Here is a 22,088-nt window from a genome sequence, read left to right as displayed (position 1 = left end):
CCGCGCGTGTCAAGGGGGCGTGGTGAAGGCTGGCCTGCGGCGTCGACTGGGGGCGCCCCCTTGATACGTGTGGTAGCCCGGAGGGAGGTCGGTGGGATGACACGCACCCCGGACCCACGACGGACCCGGCGCTTGATCGCCTGGTCGGGGTCATCCTGCTGATCTGCCCGTCCGGCGAGGACATGCTTTAAATCTTTTGAGCCTTTCGCCCGGCCCGTCAGCCTTCCGAAATACCGCGCACGACACCCAGTTCCACCAGGTCCTGTGGTCGCAACCGCAGGTCGTCGGCAAGTCGTGGCACGTCGTCGCGCTTCAGGATCGCCGCCGCGAGTTCAGGCGCGATCACGGAGAAGTAAGCGTCCGGCGTGATCCACGTGTGCTCCGGTGACGACAGCGCCAACGCGCCACCGGACCCGCCCTCCCCGATGACCAACGTCGTGATCGGCACCCGTGCCTCCGCAACCGCGGCGAACAGTTCCGCGATAGCCGCGCCCACCCCCGCCCGCTCGGCCGCCGCGTCGTTGGCCGCGCCCGGGGTGTCGACCAACGTCAACACCGGCAGGGCGAAGCGTGACGCCAACCGGATCAAACGGGCCGCGGTGCGGAAGCCGGCGGGGGTGTTGGAGGTGCCGGTCTGCGCGGCGAACGCGATTGCCCGTTCACCCCGCCGCCCGACGCCGCACCGCATCCCCGCGTCGACGCCGCCCGCCCGGTCGCCGCTGATCGGCGTCCGGAGGTCGAAGTAGTCGTCCAGGTAGGCCTCAGCCCGAGGACGGTCCGCAGCGCGCGCTCGCAGCACCGCGTCCCATCCGTCCACGGGCAGGTCTTGAGCACCCAGGGCGCGCGGCACCTCGGCGGGCACGGCGTCACCGCGCGTCAGCAGGCCGAGGACCTTCGCCACGGTCGAGTCGACGTCCTCCGGCTCCACCACGAGGTCCACCGTGCCCGCCGCGAACTGGCCCTCCGCCGTGTAAGCGGGGTCGTCCGCCGGTCGCACCCGGCTGCCCGCGAACCCGACCTGGGCGCCGGACACGCCGATCACGACGTCCGCACCCGCACCCAGCGACGCCCACACCCCACCGGTGGTCGGGTCGCGCAGCACGGACACGTGCGGCAGACCGGCCTCCCGGTGCGCCGCGCACAGCCGTGCCGCCCGCTGGAGCTGCCGCAGCGACAGCATCCCCTCCTGCATCCGGCTGCCACCGGTCGCGATCTTCGACACCACCGGCAGTCGCGCCAGCCGCGCCTCGGTGAACGCCTCCTCGATCAGCGCGCCGGCGGCCGTGCCGACCGAACCACCGAGGAACCGGAAGTCGAAGGCGACCTCCACCGCGCGCGGCAACCGTCGCCACGACACCGACTCGACGCCACCGGACCGTTCGCGCGCGCGGCCGAGCTGGTCCTCGTAACCCGGCCAGCCGAGCGGGTTCACCGCAGTTCCCGCTTCAGCACCTTGCCCATGTCGTTGCGCGGCAACGCGGCCAAGTACCGGACCGCCCTCGGTCGCTTGTGCGGCGACAGCAGCCGGGCCACGTGATCGGCCAACTCCTCCGGCGCGGGCGCCTCGCCGTTCGCCACGACCCACGCCACCACCCGTTCGCCCAGGTCGTCGTCCGGCTCGCCGGTCACCGCCACCTCGGCCACCGACGGGTGCTCCAGCAGGGCGTTCTCGATCTCGCCCGCGCCGATCTTGTAGCCACCGCTCTTGATCAGGTCCGTGGCCCGGCGGCCGACGATCCGCACGTACCCGTCCGGCTCGACCACGGCGAGGTCGCCGGTGCGGAACCAGCCGTCGCGGAACGCCTCCCGCGTGGCGTCCGGCCGGTTCAGGTACTCCAGGAACAGGTTCGGCCCGCGCACCTCGATCTCACCGGGCTCATCACCGACGACCCGCACCTCCACCCCGTCCAGCGGCAGCCCCACCGTCCCGGCCCGCCGGTCGCCGTCCGCGCGAACGCTGGTGTTCATCAACGTCTCGGTCATCCCGTACCGCTCGACCACCCGCTGACCGGTCAGCTGCTCGATGCGCTCGTGCACGCTCGCCGGCAGCGCGGCCGAGCCGGACACCAGCAGCCTGGCCCTGCCGAACGCCTCGGCGTGCTCGGGCTCGGCCGCGATCCGGCTGTACATGGTGGGCACGCCGAACATCATCGTGCCGCCGTCGCGCAGCGCCTCGGCGGCTTGCGCCACGCTGAACGACCCGAGGTGGCGCACCGTCCCGCCCCGCCGCAACGGCCCGATCACCCCCACGCCCAGCCCGTGCACGTGGAACAGCGGCAGGCCGTGCACCACGACGTCGTCCTCGGTCCACCCCCACGCCTCCGCCAGCGCGTCGAGGTTCGTCGCCAGCGCCCGCCTGGGCAGCACCACGCCCTTGGGCGGCCCGGTGGTGCCGCTCGTGTAGACGATCAACGCGGGCGCCTCGCCGTCCGGCTCCGGCAGGTCGCCCACCGGACCGGACGGCAGCCGGTCGTCGACCACCAGGTCCGGCGCGCTGTCGGCGAGGATGTGCGCGAGCTCCCGTTCCCCGATCTTGGGGTTGAGCGGCACCACCGGCACGCCGGCCAGCAGCGCCCCGACGACCGCCACGCACGTCTCGGGCGTCGAGCGGGCCCACACCGCGACCCGCCGCGTGCCCGCCAACCCGGCCGCGACCGCACGCGCCTCGCGCGCCAACTGCTCGTACGTCAGCTCCCGCTCGGGGAATCGAAGGGCGATCTTGGACGACGGCGAGGCCAGCGCCGGCAGCAGCATCTCCATACAGTGACCTTGCCGGACACCGCCCGCATCACAAGTGTGGTTCGAGCCACGCGATCAGGTGGACCTTCGGTCGGGCGCCCACGGTCTGTGCCACCAACTGGCCGTCCTTGTAGAGCTGGAGCGTGGGCGCGGACATGATCCGCTGGTCACGGGCCGTGCGCGGGCTCGCGTCCATGTCCACCTTCAGCACGGTCAGGTCGCCGCGCTCCCGGTCGATCTCGGCCAGCACCGGTTCCAGCATCCGGCACGGCCCGCACCAGTCGGCGCCGAACTCCACCAGCACGTTCCCGGCGGCCACGGCCCCGGTGAACTCGTCGTCGGTCAACGTCCGCACGGCACGCTCCTCTGCTCGGCTTCCTCCAGCTGCGCGCGCACCTGGTCCCGCACGGCCTGCAACCTGGTGATGCAGTCGTCCAGCTCGGCCACCTTGCGCCGGTACACCTCGACGGACGCCGCGCAGGCGTCGCCGGTGGTGTGGCCGTCGCGCAGGCACTGCACGAACGGCCGCGTGTCCTCCAGCGCGAACCCGATGTCGGCCAGCGAGCGGATCTCGCGCACCAGCCTCAGGTCCTCCTCGTCGTACTCCCGCTGGCCGTTCGCCGCGCGGCGGGCGGTGAGCAGGCCGAGGGACTCGTAGTAGCGAAGCGCGCGGGTGGTCGTGCCGCCCCGCCGTGCCAGTTCTCCGATGCGCACGCGTCGATCCTCCGCCTTGACGTGGACGTCAACACAAGTGTGCTCCGCGCCACCCGATACCCTTGTCAGTTGTGCTAGTCCTCGCCTTGGACACCGCGACCCCCGCCGTGACGGCCGGCGTCGTCGAACTGACGCCCGGCTCGCCTCCCCGGCTGCTCGCCCAGCGGGTGACGGTGAACGCGAAGGCGCACGGCGAGCTGCTCACACCGCACCTCCAGGCGGCGTTGGCGGAGGCCGGCCACCGGCTCTCCGACCTCGACGCGATCGTGTGCGGCTCGGGCCCCGGGCCGTTCACCGGCCTGCGCGTCGGCCTGGTCACCGCCGCCGCCCTCGGCCAGGCGCTCAACCGGCCCGTCTACCCCGTGCCGACGCCGGACGCCGTCGCGCTGGACGCCGCCACCGGCAAACCGCTGCTCGTGGCCACCGACGCGCGTCGCAAGGAGGTGTACTGGGCGGCCTACGACGCGGCCGGCCGGCGCACCGACGGCCCGCACGTGGACCGGCCCGCCGACCTGGTCGCGAAGCTGCCCGCCGTGGCCGAGGCCGCCGGCGAGGGCGCGGAGCTGTACGCCGACGTGATCGGGCTGCCGGTGGTGGCGGCGCGCTACCCGTCGCCGGTGTCCCTGGTCGCGGTGGCGGCCGACGAGCTGCTGGCCGGCGCGCGTCCGGCCGCGCTCACCCCCCTCTACCTGCGCCGTCCCGACGCCGTGGAGCCGGTCGGCCGCAAGCGGGTGACCAGGGCGTGAGCTCCGGCACCGTCACGATCGCGCCGCTGCGCCGGGAGGACGCGGCGCGGTGCGCGCAGATCGAGAAGGACCTGTTCCCCGGCGACGACCCGTGGAGCGCGAACGCGTTCCGCAGCGAGCTCGACAACGGCAACTTCTACGTCGGCGCGTACGTCGGCGGCGCGCTGATCGGGTACGCCGGGCTCGGCCTGACCGACTTCGAGGCCAGCGTGCACACCATCGCCGTCGTGGCCGACTACCAGGGCGGCGGCGTCGGCAAGACGCTGCTGCGCGCCCTGCTCGCGAAGGCCGACGAGGGCGGGCTCCCGGTGTTCCTGGAGGTCCGCACGGACAACGCGCGGGCGATCGGCCTCTACCTGGCGCACGGCTTCGAGCACGTCGGCCTGCGCCGCCGCTACTACCAGCCGTCGGGCGCCGACGCGTACACGATGGGAAGGCCCGCGAACCGTGACTGACCGGCTCATCCTCGGTATCGAGAGCTCGTGCGACGAGACGGGCGTCGGCATCGTCCGGCTCGGTCCGGACGGGTCGCTGGAACTGCTCGCCGACGAGGTCGCGTCCAGCGTCGAGGAGCACGCCCGCTTCGGCGGCGTCGTGCCCGAGGTCGCGTCCCGCGCGCACCTGGAGGCGATGGTGCCGACCATGCGGCGCGCCGTCGAGAAGGCCGGGATCGAGCTGCGGGACGTGCACTCCATCGCGGTCACCGCCGGTCCCGGGCTCGCGGGCGCGCTGCTGGTCGGCGTGTCGGCGGCCAAGGCGTACGCGGCGGCGCTGGACAAGCCGCTCTACGGCGTCAACCACCTCGCGGGGCACGTCGCCGCGGACACCCTCCAGCACGGCCCGCTGCCGAAGCGGTGCCTGGCGCTGCTGGTGTCGGGCGGGCACTCGCAGCTGCTGCTGATCGAGGGCCTGGCGGAGAAGATCACCGAGATCGGGTCGACCGTGGACGACGCGGCGGGCGAGGCCTACGACAAGGTGGCCCGGCTGCTCGACCTGCCGTACCCCGGTGGTCCGCCGATCGACAAGCTCGCCAAGCAGGGCAACGGCTGCGCCATCGCGTTCCCGCGCGGGCTGACCGGGCCGCGCGACTCGAAGTACGACTTCTCGTTCTCGGGGCTGAAGACCTCCGTCGCCCGGTGGGTGGAGAAGCAGGAACGCGCGGGCGAGGAGATCCCGCTGGCCGACGTCGCCGCGTCGTTCCAGGAGGCGGTGGCCGACGTGCTGACCGCCAAGGCGATCCGGGCGTGCCAGGACCTGGCCGTGGACACGCTGGTGATCTCCGGCGGCGTGGCGGCGAACTCGCGCCTGTCGAGCCTCGCGGCCGAGCGCTGCGCCGAGGCGGGCATCGAGCTGCGCGTCCCGCGCCCCCGGCTGTGCACCGACAACGGCGCGATGATCGCCGCCCTCGGCGCGCACCTGGTCGCCGCCGGCGCGAAGCCCTCCGCCCTGGACCTGTCCACCACCCCCGGCCTCCCGGTGAGCACCATCCAGATCTTCTGACCCCCGCGCGTGTCCTACCTCCAGGACGCGAGAGTCCTACGTTCGGAACGCGAGAGTCCTACGTTCAGGACACCTGAGTCCAACGCTCAGAACGTCACGTCGAGGCCCTCGGCGTGGCCCGCGTCGAACGCGGCGGCGTAGGACTCCGCGCCCAGCACGGCCCGCGCGGCGGCGGCGATCCGGTCCACGTCGCCACGCTCACCGGGCGGCAGCGGCACGCCCACGGAGGCGCGCGCCGCTGTCGCCGCGCCCAACAACCGGGCCGCCGTCGCCGCCTCACCCGCCAACGCCCGAGCGCCCGCCAAGCCCTCCAACGCCAGCGCGACCGCCCGCGGGTCGCCGACCTGCCGCGCCAGCGCCAACCCCTGCGACTGCAACTCCGCCGCCCGCGCCGCGTCACCCCGCAGCTCGGCCACGAACCCCAGCTCCGCCAGCACCAACGTCGCGCCCGCCTCGAACCCGACCTGCCGGTGCCACGACCGCAGCCGCTCCCAGTGCGCCTGCGCCGCGTCCAGCCGCCCCTCCCGCCGGGCGCCGAGCGCCAACCCCGTCTCCGCGTACACCTCACCCGGCGAGAACCCGTGCTCCGCCGCCGTCCGCCGAGCCCGTTCGTGCAGCTCACGCGCCTTCGCGTAGTCACCGACCGCCAACGCGACCCGCCCCAGCCAGGACAGCTTGTACGACACCTCCGGCCACGACCGCAGCTCCTCCGCCACCCGCAGCCCGTCCCGGTGCACGGCCTCCGCCCGCACGTGGTCACCGGACAGCTGCGCGAGCACCCCCACCCCGAACGACGCCTTCAGCTGCCCCCACCGCTCACCCGAGGACTCGAACGCCGCCGCACACCGCTCGGCCGACTCGCGCGCCTGCTCGACCGAACCCCGGGCGAGCGCCTGGCTCACCCGGTCGCTGTGCGCGGCGGCCACGCCCCACTCGTCACCCAGCTCCTCGAAGGCCGCCAGCGCCTGCCCGGTCAGCACCTCGCCGGACGGCATGTCGCCCACGGTCGACAGGACGTAGCCGAGGAACCACCGGGCCCGCGCCCGCTGCCGACGATCCTCGATGTCCGCCGTGCCGGCCACCGCGGCCGGTTCCGCCGCCTCGCCCAGCAGCACCCCGAACCCGGCACGCCACGCCGCCGTCACCGGATCGGCCGAGGTCATCAGCCCCCGGCCCTCCCGCAGCCGCCCGCGCAGGAACCAGTACCAGGTCAACGCGCACGTCAGCCGAACGGCGCCCGCCGACTCCAACGCGTCGTGCGCGGCGCGCAGGTTCGCGGTGTCCGCGTCCAGCCGCGCCAACCACGCCAACTGCCCGGCCTCGCGCAACCGGGGGTCCGCGCGTTCGGCCAGCCCCAGGTAGAACGCCGCGTGCCGCGCCCGCACCAGGTCGAACTCGCCCGCCTCGCGCAGCCGTTCCCGCCCGTAGTCGGCGACCGACTCCAGCAGCCGGAACCGCGGCTCGCCGGTGTGCTCGGGCGCGACCACCAACGACCGGTCCACCAGCCTGGTCACCACGTCGAGCACCTCGCCGGCCGCCACGCCGCCACCCGCGCACACCGCCTCGGCGGCGTCCAACGCGCACCCGTCCACGTGCACGGACAGCCGCCGCAGCACGATCCGCTCGGCGTCACCGAGCAGGTCCCAGCTCCAGTCGATCATCGCGCGCAGCGTCCGCTGCCGGGCGGGCGCGTCCCGGTGCCCGGTGGCCAGCAGCCGGAACCGGTCGTCCAGCCGGTCGAGCAGGGCCGTCACGCCCAGCCCGCGCACCCGCGTCGCGGCCAGCTCCACCGCCAGCGGCAGCCCGTCGAGCCGTCGGCAGATCGCCTCGACGACCGGCGCGTTGTCCGGCGTCACCGTGAAACCGGGCGCGGCGGCGGCAGCGCGCGCCGCGAACAACGTGACCGCGTCCGAGAGGTCCAACGGCGACACGGCCCACACCGCCTCGAACGCCAAGCCGAGCGGCTCCTGGCTCGTGGCGAGCACCCGCACCCCCGGCACGGCCCGCAGCAGCCGGGAGACCAGCGCGGCGACCGGCTCGACCAGCCGCTCGCAGTTGTCCAGCACGAGCAGCACCTCACGGCCGCGCAACGCCTCCACCAGCGCCGTCCCCGACGCGTCCTCGCGCACGCCGAGCACGTTCGCCACCGCGCTCACCACCTGCTCGGCCCGGCCGACGCCCGCCAGCTCGACCAGCCACACCCCGTCCGCGACCGACACCCGCCGCGCGACCTCCAGCGCCAGGCTCGTCTTGCCGACGCCACCGGGACCGGTGAGCGTCACCAGCCGGGCGTCCCGGGGCAGCTCGCACAGGTCCCGCACCGCCTGGTCCCGGCCCACCAGCTCCGTCACGGGCACCGGCAGGTTCGTGCGCGCCACCGGCGCCGGACCGAGGTCGTGGTCGAGGATCGCCCGGTGCAGGGCCACCAGCTCGGGCCCCGGCGCCAACCCCCGCTCCTCGGCCAGCGACCGCCGCAGCTCGGCGTAGCTCTCCAACGCCTCGACCTGCCGCCCGGCCCGGTAGAGGGCGCGCATGTGCAGTCCGCGCAGGCGTTCGCGCAACGGGTGCCGGGACACCTCGGCCGCCAGGTCCACCCCGCTCAGGTCCACCCCGTCCAGGTCCACCCCGCCCGGGTCCGACCCGGCGAACTCCTCCAGCGCGGCCAACCGCTCCTCGGCCCACCGCGCCACCGCCGGCGCCAGGAACGGCGCGTCCGCGAACTCCGCCAGCGGCTCGCCGCGCCACAGCGCCACCGCCTCGCCGAACCGCCCGGCGGCCACCAGCTCCCGGAACCGCAGCACGTCCAGGGTGGACCGGTCGACCCGCACCGCGTACCCGGCCGGACCGTGCGCGACCAGCTCCCGCCCGCCCGGCTCGGCCGCCTCCAACGCCCGCCGCAGCTGCGAGACCTTGGTCTGCAACGTGTTCACCGGGTTGCCGGGCGGCTCGTCGCCCCACAGGTCGAACGCCAACCGGTCCGCCGACACCGGCCGCCCCTCGTGCGCGAGCAGGTCCGCCAGCAGCAACCGGACCTTCGCCTCGGGCACCCGGACCGCCTCACCGCCCGCCGTCCACACCCCGAGCGGCCCCAACACCCCGAATCTCACGCCCGGACCGTAACCGGGCCGCCGTCAGCCGACCCCCAGCGGACCCGCAGCGGACCGTGCGCGCCACCGGCCACCGTGGAAGTCACACGAAGGAGTGAAGAACACATGACTGCCAAGACCCCGTTGACCCTGATCGGCCTCGGCCCGATGGGCCAGGCCATGGTGACCCGGTTCCTCGACGCCGGTCACCCGACCACGGTCTGGAACCGCACCCCCGCCCGTGCCGACGCCGTCGTCGCCAAGGGCGCCGTCCGGGCCGCCACCGTCGCCGACGCCGTGGCCGCGAACCGGCTGGTGGTCCTCAGCCTCACCGACTACGCCGCCATGCACGACCTCCTCGACGGCGTCGACCTCGCCGGCCGCGTCGTGGTCAACCTCAGCTCCGAGACCCCGGCCGAGACCGTCAAGGCCGCCGCCCGGCTCGCCGAACGCGGCGCGGAACTGCTGGTCGGCGGCGTCATGGCGAACGCGGAGATGGTCGGCCACCCCGACGCGTACGTCTTCTACAGCGGACCGCGCGAGGTGTTCGACCGGCACGCCGACGCGCTCGCCGTGATCGGCAGGCCCGACTACCTGGGTGCGGACCACGCCCTGGCGCAGTTGCTCTACCAGGCGCAGCTCGACGTCTTCCTCACCTCGCTGGCCGCGATGCTGCACGGCATCGCCCTGGCGAAGTCGGCGGGCGTCACGGCCGAGCGGTTCGCGCCCTACCTCAGCGACAACGTCTCCACGCTGTCGATGTACGTGCCGGGGATCGCGAAGCACGTCGACTCCGGCGAGCACCCGGGCGACCTCGCCACCACGGCCATGATGGGCGCCACCGCGGCGCACGTCGTGGGCGCGAGCGAGGCCGCCGGGATCGACGCCGGGCTGCCCGGGGCGGTGAAGTCCCTCTACGACCGCGCCATCGCGGCGGGGCACGGCAAGGACAGCTTCACCGCCCTGGTCAACGTCCTGCGGAGCTGATCACACCGGGTTCAGGCCGGGGTTGCGGTCCTCGACGACGAACGACTTGAGCGTCGTGGCCCCGGCCCCGGCCGTACGCACGTATGGCAGCGTGCGGAAGTCCGCCCGCACCTCCCGCGCGGTGAACTTCGTCCGCACGTAGCCGCGCCGCCTGCTGTGCAGCTTGATGTGCGGGTTCAGCCGCAGCTGCACCTCGTCGGCGGTGTCGTTGCCGTCACCGCCGGAGGTCACCGACGAGCACACCAGCTCGGTGCCGACGGTCGGCGACGACGCCGGGTCGGCCCAGTCCAGCTTCACGTCCGCCGCGTAGTGCGCGTGCACGTCGCCGGTCAGCACGACGGCGTTGCGCACGCCCGCGTCGACCCACCCGCGCGTCACCCGGTCGCGGGAGGCCAGGTAGCCGTCCCACCCGTCCATGGAGACCTCCTTCTCGGGCCCGTCCTTGCGGTCGCGCTCGGCGAAGAACACCTGCTGGCCCAGGACGTCCCACCGCGCCCGGGACCGGCGGAACCCGTCGAGCAGCCACTCCTCCTGCTCCGCGCCCGTGATCGACCGCGTCGGCAGCCCGGCGTCGGCGCAGGTCTTCCACCCGTCGCCGCACGCCTGGTCGTCGCGGTACTGCCGGGTGTCGAGCAGGTGGAAGTTGACCAGCCCGCCCCACTGGGCCCGCCGGTAGAGCTGCATGTCGACGCCGTTGGGTCGCGCCCCGCGCCGCAGCGGCATGTTCTCGTAGTACGCCTGGAACGCCGCCGTCCGCCGGGCCGCGAAGGCCGGGTCGGGCTGCTCGGGCACGTCGTCGGCCCAGTTGTTCTCGACCTCGTGGTCGTCCCACACGACCAGCCACGGCGCCACGGCGTGCGCCAGTTGGAGGTCGGCGTCCGTCTTGTACTGGGCGTGCCGCAGCCGGTAGTCGGCCAGCGTCCGCGTCTCCGGCCCGAGCACCGGGCGCACGTCCGCCGCCTTGGCCGCGTACTCGTACTGGTAGTCGCCCAGGTGCAGCACCACGTCCGGGTGGTCCTCGGCCAGCCGCCGGTACGCGGTGAAGTAGCCCTCGCCGTAGTGCGCGCACGACGCGAAGCACATGGTCAGGTCCTGGCCGAGCACCCATGGCTCGGGCGTGGTCCGGGTGCGGCCGACGGGGGACAGGTGGCCGTCGACCCGGAACCGGTAGAAGTACTCGCGGCCGGGCCGCAGGCCGAACGGCTCCACGTGCACGCTGTGCCCGAGCTCGGGCCGCGCGGGCTGCACGCCGCGGCGCACCACGCGCCGGAACCGCTCGTCCTCGGCCAGCTCCCAGTGCACCGGGACGACCCGGTCGGGCATGCCGCCGAGGCCGTCCTCGGCGAGCGGCCGGGGCGCGAGGCGCGTCCACAGCACCACGCCGTCGGGGCGGGGGTCGCCGGAGGCGACGCCGAGGGTGAACGGGTTGTCGAGCCGGGGGAAGCCCGCGCCGGCGGTGGCGAGCGCCACACCGGCCACACCGCCGATGAGCAGGGAACGTCGGGTCACCGTGGTCATGGGCCACACCGTTGCCGACGAGGTTGGCGACCAGGTGAACGGCGGTGTGACACGAGTGGACGACTTCACCCGACCGGTTGCGGGGGGCTCGTTGAAGCGTTGGCACTCGCATGGGTAGAGTGCTAGATGCACGGCGCCAGCAACCGCCCCGACCCCCGCGACGGCGGGGTGGCAGGAGCCGTAACGCAACCTGCCAACGCTTTCGACGACCGTGGAGGTCAGCCCGGTGAGCGTGAACATCAAGCCGCTCGAGGACAAGATCGTCGTCCAGGCCAGTGAGGCCGAGACCACGACCGCTTCCGGCCTCGTGATCCCGGACACCGCGAAGGAGAAGCCCCAGGAGGGCAAGGTCATCGCGGTGGGCCCCGGCCGGATCGACGACAAGGGCAACCGCGTCCCGGTGGACGTGGCTGTCGGCGACGTCGTCATCTACTCCAAGTACGGCGGCACCGAGGTCAAGTACAACGGCGAGGAGTACCTCATCCTCTCCGCCCGCGACGTGCTGGCCGTCATCAACTGACGCTCGGCCGACACGCAACACGCCCCGGCGAACCCCTCCCCGGGGCTCCCGGGGCGTTTCGCATCAAGAGAGGTAAGCAATGCCCAAGCAGATCAGCTTCGACGAGGACGCTCGTCGGGCCCTCGAGCGCGGCGTGAACAAGCTCGCGGACACCGTCAAGGTCACCCTCGGCCCGCGCGGCAGGCACGTCGTCCTCGACAAGAAGTTCGGCGGGCCCACCGTCACCAACGACGGCGTGACCATCGCCCGTGAGATCGAGCTGGACGACGCGTTCGAGAACCTCGGCGCGCAGCTCGCCAAGAGCGTCGCCACCAAGACCAACGACGTGGCCGGCGACGGCACGACGACCGCGACCGTCCTGGCCCAGGCCATGGTCCGGGTCGGCCTGCGCAACGTCGCGGCCGGCGCGAACCCGATGTCGCTCGGCGTCGGCATCCAGGCCGCGGCCGAGGCCGTCGTGGACGCCCTCAAGGCCAAGGCCACCCCGGTCAAGGGCCGCGACAACATCGCCCAGGTCGGCACCGTCTCGTCCCGCGACGAGTCCATCGGCGCCCTGCTCGGCGAAGCCATCGAGAAGGTCGGCGAGGACGGTGTGATCACCGTCGAGGAGTCCTCCTCGATGGCCACCGAGCTCCAGATCACCGAGGGCGTGCAGTTCGACAAGGGCTACGTGTCGGCGCACTTCGCCACCGACCTCGAAGCCCAGGAGACGGTGTTCGAGGACGCCCGCATCCTGCTGCACCGCGAGAAGATCTCGGCGCTGGCCGACCTGCTGCCGATCCTGGAGAAGGTCGCCGAGGCCGGCAAGCCGCTGGTGATCATCGCCGAGGACGTCGAGGGCGAGGCGCTGTCCACCCTGGTCGTCAACGCCCTGCGCAAGACGCTGCGCGTGGTCGCGGTCAAGGCGCCGTACTTCGGCGACCGCCGCAAGGCGTTCCTGGACGACCTGGCCGTCGTCACCGGCGCGCAGGTCATCGCGGCCGAGGTCGGCCTGAAGCTGTCCGAGTCCAACCTCGACGTGCTGGGTTCCGCCCGGCGGGTCGTCGTGTCCAAGGACAACACGACCATCGTCGACGGCGGCGGCGCCAAGGCCGACCTGGCGGGTCGCGCGGAGCAGCTGCGCCGCGAGATCGAGTCGACCGACTCCGACTGGGACCGCGAGAAGCTCCAGGAGCGGCTGGCCAAGCTCTCCGGCGGCATCGCCGTGATCAAGGTCGGCGCGGCCACCGAGACCGAGCTGAAGGAGCGCAAGCACCGCATCGAGGACGCGGTGAACGCGACCAAGGCAGCGGTGGAAGAGGGCATCGTGCCCGGCGGCGGTTCGGCCCTGGTGCACGCGGCCAAGGTGCTCGACGGCGGCCTCGGCCTGTCCGGTGACGAGGCGACCGGTGTCGCGATCGTCCGCGAGGCCCTCGGCTCGGCGCTCTTCTGGATCGCCGCGAACGCGGGCCTCGAAGGCGCCGTCGTGGTGAACAAGGTGCGCGAGCAGGACTGGGGCTTCGGCCTCAACGCCGCCACCCTGGTCTACGGCGACCTGCTCGAGGCCGGGATCATCGACCCGGTGAAGGTGACGCGTTCCGCGGTCACCAACGCCGCTTCCATCGCCCGCATGGTGCTCACCACCGAGAGCGCCATCGTGGAGAAGAAGGAAGAGGAGCCCGCCGGCTCCGGTCAGGGCCACGGCCACGGCCACGGTCACTGACCAGGCCTCATCGGTCTGGCACAGCGCGAACGGGAGGGGCGGCGCCGACGAGGCGCCGTCCCTCCCGCGCGTTCGGCGTCAGGCGGGCGTCAACTGCCGCTTGCGCGCCTTGATGATGCTGTCCCGCTCGGACTCCGACAGGCCGCCCCAGATCCCATAGGGCTCCTGGACCGCCAGGGCGTGCCGCCGGCACATCTCCAGCACCGGGCACGACAGGCACACGGCCTTCGCCCGCGCCTCCCGCCGAGCCCTCGCCGGTCCGCGCTCCCCGTCCGGGTGGAAGAAGAACGCGCTGTCCATCCCGCGGCACGAGCCGCGCATCTGCCAGTCCCACAGATCCGCGTTGGGACCGGGAAGCCTTCGGGTGTCCGCCATCGAGACCGCCTCCTTGGCCCATGGACGAGAACTGCTCCATTCGGCTTAACGATGATCCACCGTAGAACCGCGCCAAAACTTGTTCAAGGGGGTGCGGAGGCTTTTGCCGGCAATTCATACGATGGGTGATCGATCAGGGCTCGCGCCGGAGTTGCCGGTGACGTCCGGTGAACGGACCATGTCAGCGTGATGACGCCACCTGACCACACCGGGACCGTGCCGGAAGGCGGTCAGGAAGTCGTTGTGGCGGAAGACGATCCCGCGCATTCGGTGACCCTCTCGGTGGCCGCCGTCGCGCGCCGGCTCGGCGTCGCGCCGGCCACCCTGCGCACCTGGGACCGGCGGTACGGCCTCGGACCCAGTGATCACACAACCGGGCGACACCGGAAGTACGCGCCACTGGACGTGGCCCGGTTGGAGCTGATGCAGCGGGCCCTGCTGCGCGGCGCGTCGTCCGCCGAGGCCGCCAAGTACGCCCTCGCCGGCCCGGTCCGCGCGCCGCTGGCGGCCGTGCCCGCGTCGTTGACCGGCGGTGAGCTCGACGGCGGGTCGGCGCCGGCCGGTGGGCGCGGCCTGAGGCTCCAGGCGGCGGGCAGGCGGGCGCGCGGGGTGGGGCGGGCGGCGCTGGCGATGGACTCGGCGGCGGTGCAGGCGCTGCTGGCCGACGCGATCGAGGCGGACGGCGTGGTCACGACGTGGGACGAGGTGGTGCGGCCGGTGATGGCGGCCATCGCGACCAGGTGGGAGCACTCCGGCGCGGGGGTCGAGGTGTCGCACCTGGTGGAGGAGTGCGTGCTGGCCGCCGTGGTGCGCGCGACCCCGGTCGTGGCGGTCCCGCGCAACCACCGCCCCGTGCTGCTCGCGTGCATGCCGGACGAACGGCACAACCTGCCGCTGTACCCGTTGGCGGCGGTGCTGGCGCAGCGCGGCGTCGGGGTGCGGCAGTTGGGCGCGGCGTTGCCGGCGGACGCCCTGGCCTCGGCCGTCCGCCGCACCGCGCCGGCCGCCGTGGTGCTGTGGGCCCAGCTGCCGCGCTACGCCGATCCGGGTGTCGTGGCGGCGCTGCCGAGGACCCGTCAGCAGGTCCGCGTGTTCGTCGGGGGCCCGGGCTGGGAGCGCGGCGTCGTGCCGCAGCCGGCGGAGCGGATCAACGACCTGGCCGCCGCCGCGGACGCCGTCGAACGCGCCGTCTGCTGACCTCCGCCCCGCCGGCTCCCGTCCTGCCATCCTGGCCGCACAGGGGTGCCGGAGCGCGGAGGTGTGATGCGGGCAGGGGTGCGGGAGGCGGCGTTCGGGGACCGGCCCGAGGCCGACGTCTGGGCGGCGTTGCGGGGTGGGGCGGAGGAACGCTGGTCGGCGGCGGTGGTGCTGGGTGGGCAGGGGCACTACGCGGCGGCGGCCTCGGTGCTCGGTGAGCTGATCGGGCGAGGTGGGCTGTTCGGGTCGTTGGCGGCTTCCACGCTCGCGTCGCACCGGCGGCAGCTCGGCGGCCACGCGGCGGCACGGGTGCTGGACGGGCGGGCGTTGGCCATGGCGCCCGGAGGCGGCGGCGCGGACCCGGACGACGTGGACCCGGCCGGCGCGCGGGCCGACGCGCTCCTCGGGCTCGCCGCCGACGCGATCGGGACCGGCCGGCTCGACGAGGCGCGCCGGCTGCACGCCCGGGTCGAACCGCGCGGGTGGCGCAGCCGGGTGCGGCACCAGTGGCTGGCCGCCGAGATCGCCTTGGCCGGCGGTCTCGCCGAGCACGCCGTGCACCCGGCCGAGGTGGCCGCCGCGACCGCCCGCGAGGCCGGCGCGACGCGACACATCCTCAAGTCCGACCTCGTCCTCGGTGCGGCATTGGTGGCGTGGGGGACACCCGAAAGCGTCGACCGAGGGGTCGAAGTGCTACTCTGTGACCTAAATCACACTGACCGTCGAGGGCTTTTCTCGTTGATCTGGCCGACGGCGCTTGTCCTGGCAAACGCCCTGGCAGACCGCACTATTGCGGGCAGGGAAAACATGAAGGAATGCGCGGAAAACGCTCTGAGCTGCGTGTTGCGCAGAGCCGACCCGCTGGGCCGCCTGCTCGCGGACCGCTCGCCGTGGATCCCCACCGCGCTGCTCCGTTCCGGGGAACCCCCGAACGCAGACGCTGAGACGAACTTCTTGACGGATTAAGCACCGGATCGTGTCAAGGTTCGGCCTCTAGCGTCCGATAGGGGATGTGGAACGTCACTCGGCTGCAGGAAGGAGTCCCCGTGACCACGGTCCTTATTTGCGACGACCGGCGCAGTGTGCGGGAGGGTCTCACCCGCGTGATGTCGGCTGTCCCAGGGGTCAGCCGCATCGACTGCGTAGCGCACGGTGACGAGTTGTTGGCTCGGTTCTCTCGGCAGCCGGTCGACGTCGTACTGGTTGGCACCCAGCGCGCCGTCCCGACCGGGGTCGAAGCGACCCGACGACTCGTCTCGGCCAACCCGCAGGCAAACGTCATCGTCTTCGGCGCACCGGACGACGCGGGCAGCATCGCCGCCGCGATCGCCGGCGGAGCTCGTGGCTACCTGCGTTGGGACGCCTCGCGCCCCGAACTGGTCGCCGCGCTGGCGCACACGCTCGCGAGCACGAGCGTGCCCGCGCCGCGCCAGCCGTCGGATCCGGGCGTCCAGCTCACCGAGCGCGAGCTCCAGGTGCTGCGCGGGATGAGCCAGGGCAAGAGCAACGGGCAGATCGGGCGTGAGCTCTACCTGTCCGAGGACACGGTGAAGACGCACGCCCGGCGCTTGTTCCGCAAGCTCGGCGTGCGCGACCGCGCCCAGGCCGTCGCACACGGTTTCCGGCGCGGCCTCGTGTCTTAGCCGGCGCACGGACCCAGGGGCTCGGGGCACAGGCTCGTCGGACTCGTCGGACGAGCCGCACCACCGGCACTCCTTCCTCCAGCCACAGCCCGGTGACGCCGACAGGCGTCGCCGGGCCGCCGTGCGTCCGCTGACGGGTGGGTGCGCCACGGAACCACCGCGCGGATCGCGATGCAGTCTTGAAGACCCCTTGAGGGCCCCTGCGGATCCGCAGGGGCCCTCAAGACCCCAAGGCCCTCGGTGGGCGCCTCTGAGGATCTCCGCGGGCCCGTGGTGCGCGACCCGAGGACAGGTGCAGCCGGCACGTCGCCGTACGTCGCACGGTGGTCGCGCGCTCACCGCGCGTCGGCCGGTCGGATTCGGCTGGTCAGGTGAGGTCTAAAGACCCCATCTGGACCCCATTGCCGAACATCCGGCCGGCCGACCGGTACGGTGAGCATCACCAGTACGGGCGACATCGATCGTCCCGTGCTGTTCTTTGCCGGTACGCCTACGCGTAACACCAGGGCAGTTGTCTGCGATGACCAACTTGGGGGACGGACTGGACGCCGAAGTGGGCGCAGCCGTCGATGGCGACCGCCACGCGATCGAGCGGCTCCTGGCATCCATCCGACCCCTCGTGGTGCGGTACTGCCGCGCCAGAGTCGGAAGGCAGGAGAGGTCTTTCGCTTCGGCGGACGACGTGGCCCAGGAGGTGTGTCTCGCGGTGCTGACGGCCCTGCCCAGCTATCGCGACCAGGGTCGGCCGTTCTTGGCGTTCGTCTACGGGATCGCCGCGCACAAGGTGGCCGACGCGCATCGCTCCGCAGCCCGGAACCGGTCCGAACCGGTCCCGGAGGTGCCTGACGCCCCCGAGACGGAGGCTGGTCCCGAGCAGCGCGCCATGCAGGGCGAGCTGTCCGAGCGGATGGCCGTGCTCCTCAAGGTCCTTCCGGAGAAGCAGCGGGAGATCCTGCTGCTTCGCGTGGTCGTCGGCCTGTCGGCCGAAGAGACCGCCGACGCGGTCGGCTCCACGCCGGGCGCGGTTCGGGTGGCACAACACCGCGCCCTGGCCCGCCTTCGCAAGACGTTGGCAGCGGAGGAGGTGGTCTGAGTGGCTGACCAGCACGAGAAGGGCAATGGAGAAGTCGTGCGCGGACGAGATGAGAGACCGCCGCAGTCTGATGACACCCTGGTGGAGGACACCGCGGCTGAGCCGGGGGACGACCTCGCCGGCATCCGGGCTGACGACGCGCTGCTCGACGTGCTCGGCGGGCGTGACGGCGACCAGCCGGAATCGCTCGTCGACGACGAGCTGAACGCGCTGCTGCTGGCCTGGCGCCGCGAAGTCGACCGCCCGCCCATGGGCGAGCTGGTCGACACCGAGACGGCGGTGGCCACGATCGCCGCCGCCCGCACCCAGCCGAGGAGCAGGCAACGACTCCTCATCCCCCTCGCGACCGCCGCCGCCGTGCTGGCGATCGCGTTCACCGGGATGAGCCTGGTCGCGCGGGACGCCGAGCCGGGCGACGCGCTCTGGGGCCTGACCCGCGTCCTCTACTCCGAGCACGCGCGATCGGTGGAAGCCGCCGTCGCCGTGCGCACCGACCTCGACACCGCTCGCGCGGCACTGCGCGACGGCCGTTACGGCGAGGCCCGTGACGCGCTGCTCAAGGCCAGCGCGAGCCTGCCGGCGGTCTCGCCGGACGACGACAAGGACTCCCTCGCCCAGCAGCACGAGTCGCTGCTGGACGAGCTGACCAGCACCACGCCGTCGAACACGCCGACCACCGCCGAACCGTCGACGACGCCCGAGGTCCCGCCGGTCGACCTCCCCGGGACGACCACCACGACGACCACGCCACCCTTGCCGACCACCACGACCACGTCGGTGCCCGTCGAGGGCACGCCGCCCCCGGTGGACGACGAGACGTTGCCCGTGCCACCGCCCCCGCCGCCCACGTCGGGCGACCCGCCGGCGGGCGGCCAGGGCCGGGACGAGACCAAGGGGGAGACCCCGAGTTCCACCGACGGCGAGAGGACGACGGTCGAGAACTGACCGCGGAGCACGGATGTGACGAAGCCCGCCCCTCACCACGGGGCGGGCTTCGTCACATCGTCAGCGGGCGCTCTCGGTCGCGGTGACCCCGTCGGCGTAGCCGCGGCAGTACTCCCAGCTGACGTAGGCCGCCGGGTCCGGGTCGTACGCGGGCTCGTGCGGGCGCATCCGGCCGTCGGCCAGGAGCTGCTCCAGGCTCGACCGCAGCAGCGCCCAGTCGTGGTAGTGCGGCTCCTGGCACTCGCCGCAGTCGACCACGATTCCCCTGACACCACGGGGTTCGAGCAGGGCCTGGTACACCGCGAGGTCGCTGAGGTCGCCGACCAGCTCGGCCCGCTCGGCGTCGTCCATCGGCGGGTGGTCGTGGTCGTGGTCGGGTTCGCCGAGGACCCGGGCCGGGTCCTCCGGGTCGCCCGCGAACGGGTCTGGTGGCAACGCGTCGTGCGGCACGACCCCGCACGGTACCGGGCGGACCCCCGGCCACGTCCAGATACCATGACCTGAACCCATCGCCGCTGCGTGGAACCGATCCGCGGCGGCGGGATCGCCGCACGACGGAAGGCAAGCCAGCCGCCATGACCAGCGAGCTCAACGCTGACGGAGTCCCGCCCAAGTTCGCCATGCTGGGACTGACCTTCGACGACGTACTGCTGCTGCCCGCCGAGTCGGAGATCGTGCCGAGCGGCGTGGACACCAGCACCAAGCTCTCGCGCAACATCACCGTGCGCGTGCCGCTGGCCTCGGCGGCGATGGACACCGTGACCGAGGGTCGGATGGCCATCTCGATGGCCCGACAGGGCGGCATCGGCGTGCTGCACCGCAACCTGTCCCTGGAGGAGCAGGCCCGCCAGGTGGAGACCGTGAAGCGGTCCGAGGCGGGCATGGTCAGCGACCCGGTGACGTGCACCCCGGACGACACGATCCGCCACGTCGACGAGCTGTGCGCGCGCTACCGGATCTCCGGCGTGCCGGTGACCGACGCGAACGGCAAGCTCGTCGGCATCATCACCAACCGCGACATGCGCTTCGAGGTCGACCACTCGCGCAAGGTCAGCGAGGTGATGACCAAGGGTCCGCTGGTCACCGCCCAGGTGGGCGTGTCGGCGGAGGCCGCGCTCGGCCTGCTGCGCCGGCACAAGATCGAGAAGCTGCCGATCGTGGACGGCGACGGCAAGCTGCGCGGCCTGATCACGGTCAAGGACTTCGTCAAGACCGAGCAGTACCCGAACGCCTCGAAGGACCCGGACGGCCGGCTGCTGTGCGCCGCGGCGATCGGCGTCGGCGACGACAGCTTCGCGCGGGCGATGGCGCTGGCCGACGCGGGCGTCGACGTGATCATGGTCGACACCGCGCACGGCCACCAGCGCAACGTGCTGGAGATGGTCGCCAAGGTGAAGCAGGAACTGGGCGACGAGGTCGACGTGGTCGGCGGCAACGTCGCCACCCGCGCGGGCGCCCAGGCGCTGGTGGACGCGGGCGCGGACGGCGTGAAGGTCGGCGTCGGCCCCGGCTCGATCTGCACCACGCGCGTGGTCGCGGGCGTCGGCGTGCCGCAGATCACCGCGATCTACGAGGCCAGCCTGGCGTGCGGTCCGGCCGGCGTGCCGGTGATCGGCGACGGCGGCATCCAGTACTCGGGCGACATCGCCAAGGCGATCGCGGCGGGTGCGAGCGCGGTCATGCTCGGCAGCCTGCTCGCGGGCACGGCCGAGGCGCCGGGCGAGCTGGTGCTGGTCAACGGCAAGCAGTTCAAGACCTACCGCGGCATGGGTTCGCTGGCCGCCCTCCAGGGTCGTGGCGAGGGCAAGTCGTACTCCAAGGACCGCTACTTCCAGGACGACGTGCTGTCCGAGGACAAGCTGGTGCCCGAGGGCATCGAGGGCCGCACGCCGTTCCGCGGCCCGCTGTCGACCGTGGTGCACCAGCTGGTGGGCGGCCTGCGCGCGGCCATGGGCTACACCGGCTCGAAGACCGTCGCCGACCTCCAGCGCAAGCAGCTGGTGCGGATCACGGCGGCCGGGCTCAAGGAGAGCCACCCGCACGACATCACCATGACCGTCGAGGCCCCGAACTACACGACCCGCTGACTCGGATCGCCTTGGGCTAGTGTTCGCAGGTTCCGCCGGCTCCCACCGGGGACCATCAGCTCCACGGAAGGACGACAAAGGTGCGCGACCTGGTCGAGATCGGCATGGGCCGGACCGCGAGGCGGGCCTACGAGCTGGACGACCTCGAGATCATCCCGTCCCGCAGGACCCGGTCCTCGAAGGACGTCTCGACGGCGTGGCAGATCGACGCCTACCGGTTCGAGATCCCGCTGATCACCCACCCGACGGACGCGATCGTGTCGCCGGGCACGGCGGTCGCGATCGGCGAGCTGGGCGGCATGGGCGTCCTCAACGCGGAGGGCCTGTGGGCCCGGCACGGCGACGTGGAGGAGGCCCTGTTCCGGCTGGTGCAGGCGGTCGAGGACACCGACGACCCGGCCGCGCCGGTCCGGGTGCTCCAGGAGCTGCACGCCGCGCCGGTGCGGATGGACCTGATCGCCGAGGCGATCAAGCAGGTGCGCGAGTCGGGTGTCACGGTGGCGGTGCGGGTCAGCCCGCAGCGCGCGGCCGAGCTGACCCCGGACCTGCTGGCGGCCGGCGTGGAGATCCTGGTCGTGCAGGGCACGATCATCTCGGCCGAGCACGTCTCGCGCGACGGCGAGCCGCTGAACCTGAAGTCGTTCATCGCGGACCTCGACATCCCGGTGATCGCGGGCGGCGTCGGCGACTACCGGACCGCGATGCACCTGATGCGCACGGGCGCGGCGGGCGTGATCGTCGGCTACGGCTACACGCCGGGCGTGACCACGACGGACTCGGTGCTCGGCATCGGCGTGCCGATGGCCACGGCCATCTCCGACGCCGCTGCGGCCCGCCGGGACTACCTGGACGAGACCGGTGGCCGGTACGTGCACGTGATCGCCGACGGCGGCGTGCTGACCAGCGGCGACATCGCGAAGTCGATCGCGTGCGGCGCGGACGCGGTGATGCTGGGCGAGCCGTTGGCGGCGGCGTCCGAGGCGCCGGGCCAGGGCCTGTACTGGACGGCCGCGTCGGCGCACCCGTCGGTGCCCCGCAGCCACGTGTCGACCGGGGTGGACCAGGTCGTCGACCTGCGCACGCTGCTGTTCGGCCCGTCCGTCGACCCGCGCGGCGTGACGAACCTGTTCGGGTCGCTGCGCCGGGCGATGGCGAAGACCGGCTACTCGGACCTCAAGGAGTTCCAGAAGGTCGGCCTGACCATCCGCGGCTAGGCCACCGCTCGAAGAGGCCCCT

Annotated in this window: 21 protein-coding genes; 13 read left to right on the top strand and 8 right to left on the bottom strand. The window is 73.0% G+C overall.

The window, feature by feature from the left end; all coding sequences use genetic code 11:
* Positions 1-217: 217 nt before the first annotated feature.
* Genes ACQPYE_RS37540 through ACQPYE_RS37525 form a run of 4 tightly spaced genes read right to left on the bottom strand, consistent with a single transcriptional unit; the run spans position 218 to position 3,453 of the window.
* Entirely contained in the window at positions 218-1,432 is a 1,215-nt protein-coding gene (locus tag ACQPYE_RS37540) for a carboxyl transferase domain-containing protein (protein WP_498717855.1), read from the bottom strand.
* Positions 1,429-2,754, bottom strand: coding sequence for an acyl-CoA synthetase (locus tag ACQPYE_RS37535; protein ID WP_498723069.1), 1,326 nt, complete (start codon positions 2,752-2,754; stop codon positions 1,429-1,431). The genes ACQPYE_RS37540 and ACQPYE_RS37535 overlap by 4 nt, the downstream gene beginning before the upstream one ends.
* Before the next feature lie 34 nt (positions 2,755-2,788).
* A complete protein-coding gene (locus tag ACQPYE_RS37530) occupies positions 2,789-3,094 on the bottom strand; it encodes a thioredoxin family protein (RefSeq protein WP_498717854.1) in 306 nt (101 codons plus the stop codon).
* Positions 3,082-3,453, bottom strand: a complete 372-nt coding sequence (locus tag ACQPYE_RS37525; RefSeq protein ID WP_498717853.1) for a MerR family transcriptional regulator — start codon at positions 3,451-3,453, stop codon at positions 3,082-3,084. The genes ACQPYE_RS37530 and ACQPYE_RS37525 overlap by 13 nt, the downstream gene beginning before the upstream one ends.
* 71 nt (positions 3,454-3,524) lie before the next feature.
* On the opposite strand from ACQPYE_RS37525, the gene tsaB reads away from it, so the two are divergent.
* The 3 genes from tsaB to tsaD are packed head-to-tail and all read left to right on the top strand — an operon-like array spanning position 3,525 to position 5,699.
* Positions 3,525-4,199, top strand: coding sequence for a tRNA (adenosine(37)-N6)-threonylcarbamoyltransferase complex dimerization subunit type 1 TsaB (tsaB, locus tag ACQPYE_RS37520; RefSeq protein ID WP_498717852.1), 675 nt, complete (start codon positions 3,525-3,527; stop codon positions 4,197-4,199).
* Complete coding sequence (gene rimI, locus ACQPYE_RS37515; protein ID WP_498717851.1) at positions 4,196-4,654, top strand: ribosomal protein S18-alanine N-acetyltransferase; 459 nt, start codon at positions 4,196-4,198, stop codon at positions 4,652-4,654. Before tsaB ends, rimI begins: the two co-directional genes overlap by 4 nt.
* Positions 4,647-5,699, top strand: coding sequence for a tRNA (adenosine(37)-N6)-threonylcarbamoyltransferase complex transferase subunit TsaD (gene tsaD, locus ACQPYE_RS37510; protein ID WP_498717850.1), 1,053 nt, complete (start codon positions 4,647-4,649; stop codon positions 5,697-5,699). The genes rimI and tsaD overlap by 8 nt, the downstream gene beginning before the upstream one ends.
* Before the next feature lie 86 nt (positions 5,700-5,785).
* Here the strand turns inward: tsaD and ACQPYE_RS37505 are convergent, their stop codons facing one another.
* Positions 5,786-8,806: an AfsR/SARP family transcriptional regulator gene (locus ACQPYE_RS37505; RefSeq protein ID WP_498717849.1), complete on the bottom strand. Its 3,021-nt coding sequence runs from the start codon at positions 8,804-8,806 to the stop codon at positions 5,786-5,788.
* Between the two features lie 105 nt (positions 8,807-8,911).
* Here ACQPYE_RS37505 and ACQPYE_RS37500 point away from each other — a divergent pair, with 105 nt between their 5' ends.
* A complete protein-coding gene (locus tag ACQPYE_RS37500) occupies positions 8,912-9,772 on the top strand; it encodes an NAD(P)-dependent oxidoreductase (protein ID WP_498717848.1) in 861 nt (286 codons plus the stop codon).
* Here the strand turns inward: ACQPYE_RS37500 and ACQPYE_RS37495 are convergent, their stop codons facing one another.
* Entirely contained in the window at positions 9,773-11,290 is a 1,518-nt protein-coding gene (locus ACQPYE_RS37495) for an alkaline phosphatase D family protein (protein WP_498717847.1), read from the bottom strand.
* Between the two features lie 226 nt (positions 11,291-11,516).
* Between ACQPYE_RS37495 and groES the strand changes: the two genes are divergently transcribed.
* Together groES and groL are read left to right on the top strand one after the other, a co-directional pair.
* On the top strand, positions 11,517-11,810 hold the full coding sequence (gene groES / locus ACQPYE_RS37490) for a co-chaperone GroES (RefSeq protein WP_015105192.1): 294 nt from the start codon (positions 11,517-11,519) through the stop codon (positions 11,808-11,810).
* 79 nt (positions 11,811-11,889) lie between these two features.
* On the top strand, positions 11,890-13,512 hold the full coding sequence (gene groL, locus ACQPYE_RS37485; protein ID WP_498717846.1) for a chaperonin GroEL: 1,623 nt from the start codon (positions 11,890-11,892) through the stop codon (positions 13,510-13,512).
* Positions 13,513-13,590: 78 nt separating this feature from the next.
* Here the strand turns inward: groL and ACQPYE_RS37480 are convergent, their stop codons facing one another.
* Complete coding sequence (locus ACQPYE_RS37480) at positions 13,591-13,887, bottom strand: WhiB family transcriptional regulator (protein WP_033428626.1); 297 nt, start codon at positions 13,885-13,887, stop codon at positions 13,591-13,593.
* A gap of 189 nt (positions 13,888-14,076) precedes the next feature.
* Between ACQPYE_RS37480 and ACQPYE_RS37475 the strand changes: the two genes are divergently transcribed.
* The 5 genes from ACQPYE_RS37475 (at position 14,077) to ACQPYE_RS37455 (ending at position 18,765) form a co-directional block, all read left to right on the top strand.
* Positions 14,077-15,084 carry a MerR family transcriptional regulator gene (locus ACQPYE_RS37475; RefSeq protein WP_498723068.1) on the top strand — a complete coding sequence of 336 codons (1,008 nt, stop codon included), beginning with the start codon at positions 14,077-14,079 and terminating at the stop codon, positions 15,082-15,084.
* Between the two features lie 66 nt (positions 15,085-15,150).
* Complete coding sequence (locus ACQPYE_RS37470) at positions 15,151-16,050, top strand: hypothetical protein (RefSeq protein ID WP_498717845.1); 900 nt, start codon at positions 15,151-15,153, stop codon at positions 16,048-16,050.
* An 80-nt stretch (positions 16,051-16,130) separates the two neighbouring features.
* Complete coding sequence (locus ACQPYE_RS37465) at positions 16,131-16,727, top strand: response regulator transcription factor (RefSeq protein ID WP_015805222.1); 597 nt, start codon at positions 16,131-16,133, stop codon at positions 16,725-16,727.
* 520 nt (positions 16,728-17,247) lie between these two features.
* The gene (locus ACQPYE_RS37460; RefSeq protein WP_033436769.1) at positions 17,248-17,820 is read left to right on the top strand and encodes a sigma-70 family RNA polymerase sigma factor; all 573 of its coding nucleotides are present in this window, start codon (positions 17,248-17,250) and stop codon (positions 17,818-17,820) included.
* 36 nt (positions 17,821-17,856) lie between these two features.
* The gene (locus ACQPYE_RS37455) at positions 17,857-18,765 is read left to right on the top strand and encodes an anti-sigma-D factor RsdA (protein ID WP_498717843.1); all 909 of its coding nucleotides are present in this window, start codon (positions 17,857-17,859) and stop codon (positions 18,763-18,765) included.
* Positions 18,766-18,825: 60 nt separating this feature from the next.
* Here ACQPYE_RS37455 and ACQPYE_RS37450 read toward each other — a convergent pair whose 3' ends face one another.
* Positions 18,826-19,275 (bottom strand): DUF5319 domain-containing protein, encoded by a 450-nt coding sequence (locus ACQPYE_RS37450; protein WP_498717842.1) that lies wholly within the window; start codon positions 19,273-19,275, stop codon positions 18,826-18,828.
* A gap of 65 nt (positions 19,276-19,340) precedes the next feature.
* Between ACQPYE_RS37450 and guaB the strand changes: the two genes are divergently transcribed.
* Together guaB and ACQPYE_RS37440 are read left to right on the top strand one after the other, a co-directional pair.
* Positions 19,341-20,852 carry an IMP dehydrogenase gene (gene guaB / locus ACQPYE_RS37445; RefSeq protein ID WP_498717841.1) on the top strand — a complete coding sequence of 504 codons (1,512 nt, stop codon included), beginning with the start codon at positions 19,341-19,343 and terminating at the stop codon, positions 20,850-20,852.
* Positions 20,853-20,932: 80 nt separating this feature from the next.
* Positions 20,933-22,066 carry a GuaB3 family IMP dehydrogenase-related protein gene (locus tag ACQPYE_RS37440; protein WP_498717840.1) on the top strand — a complete coding sequence of 378 codons (1,134 nt, stop codon included), beginning with the start codon at positions 20,933-20,935 and terminating at the stop codon, positions 22,064-22,066.
* Positions 22,067-22,088: the final 22 nt, after the last annotated feature.

The sequence above is a fragment of the Actinosynnema sp. CA-299493 genome (assembly GCF_050946825.1).
GTDB lineage: Bacteria > Actinomycetota > Actinomycetes > Mycobacteriales > Pseudonocardiaceae > Actinosynnema.
This window is presented reverse-complemented; position numbering and strand designations above follow the sequence as displayed.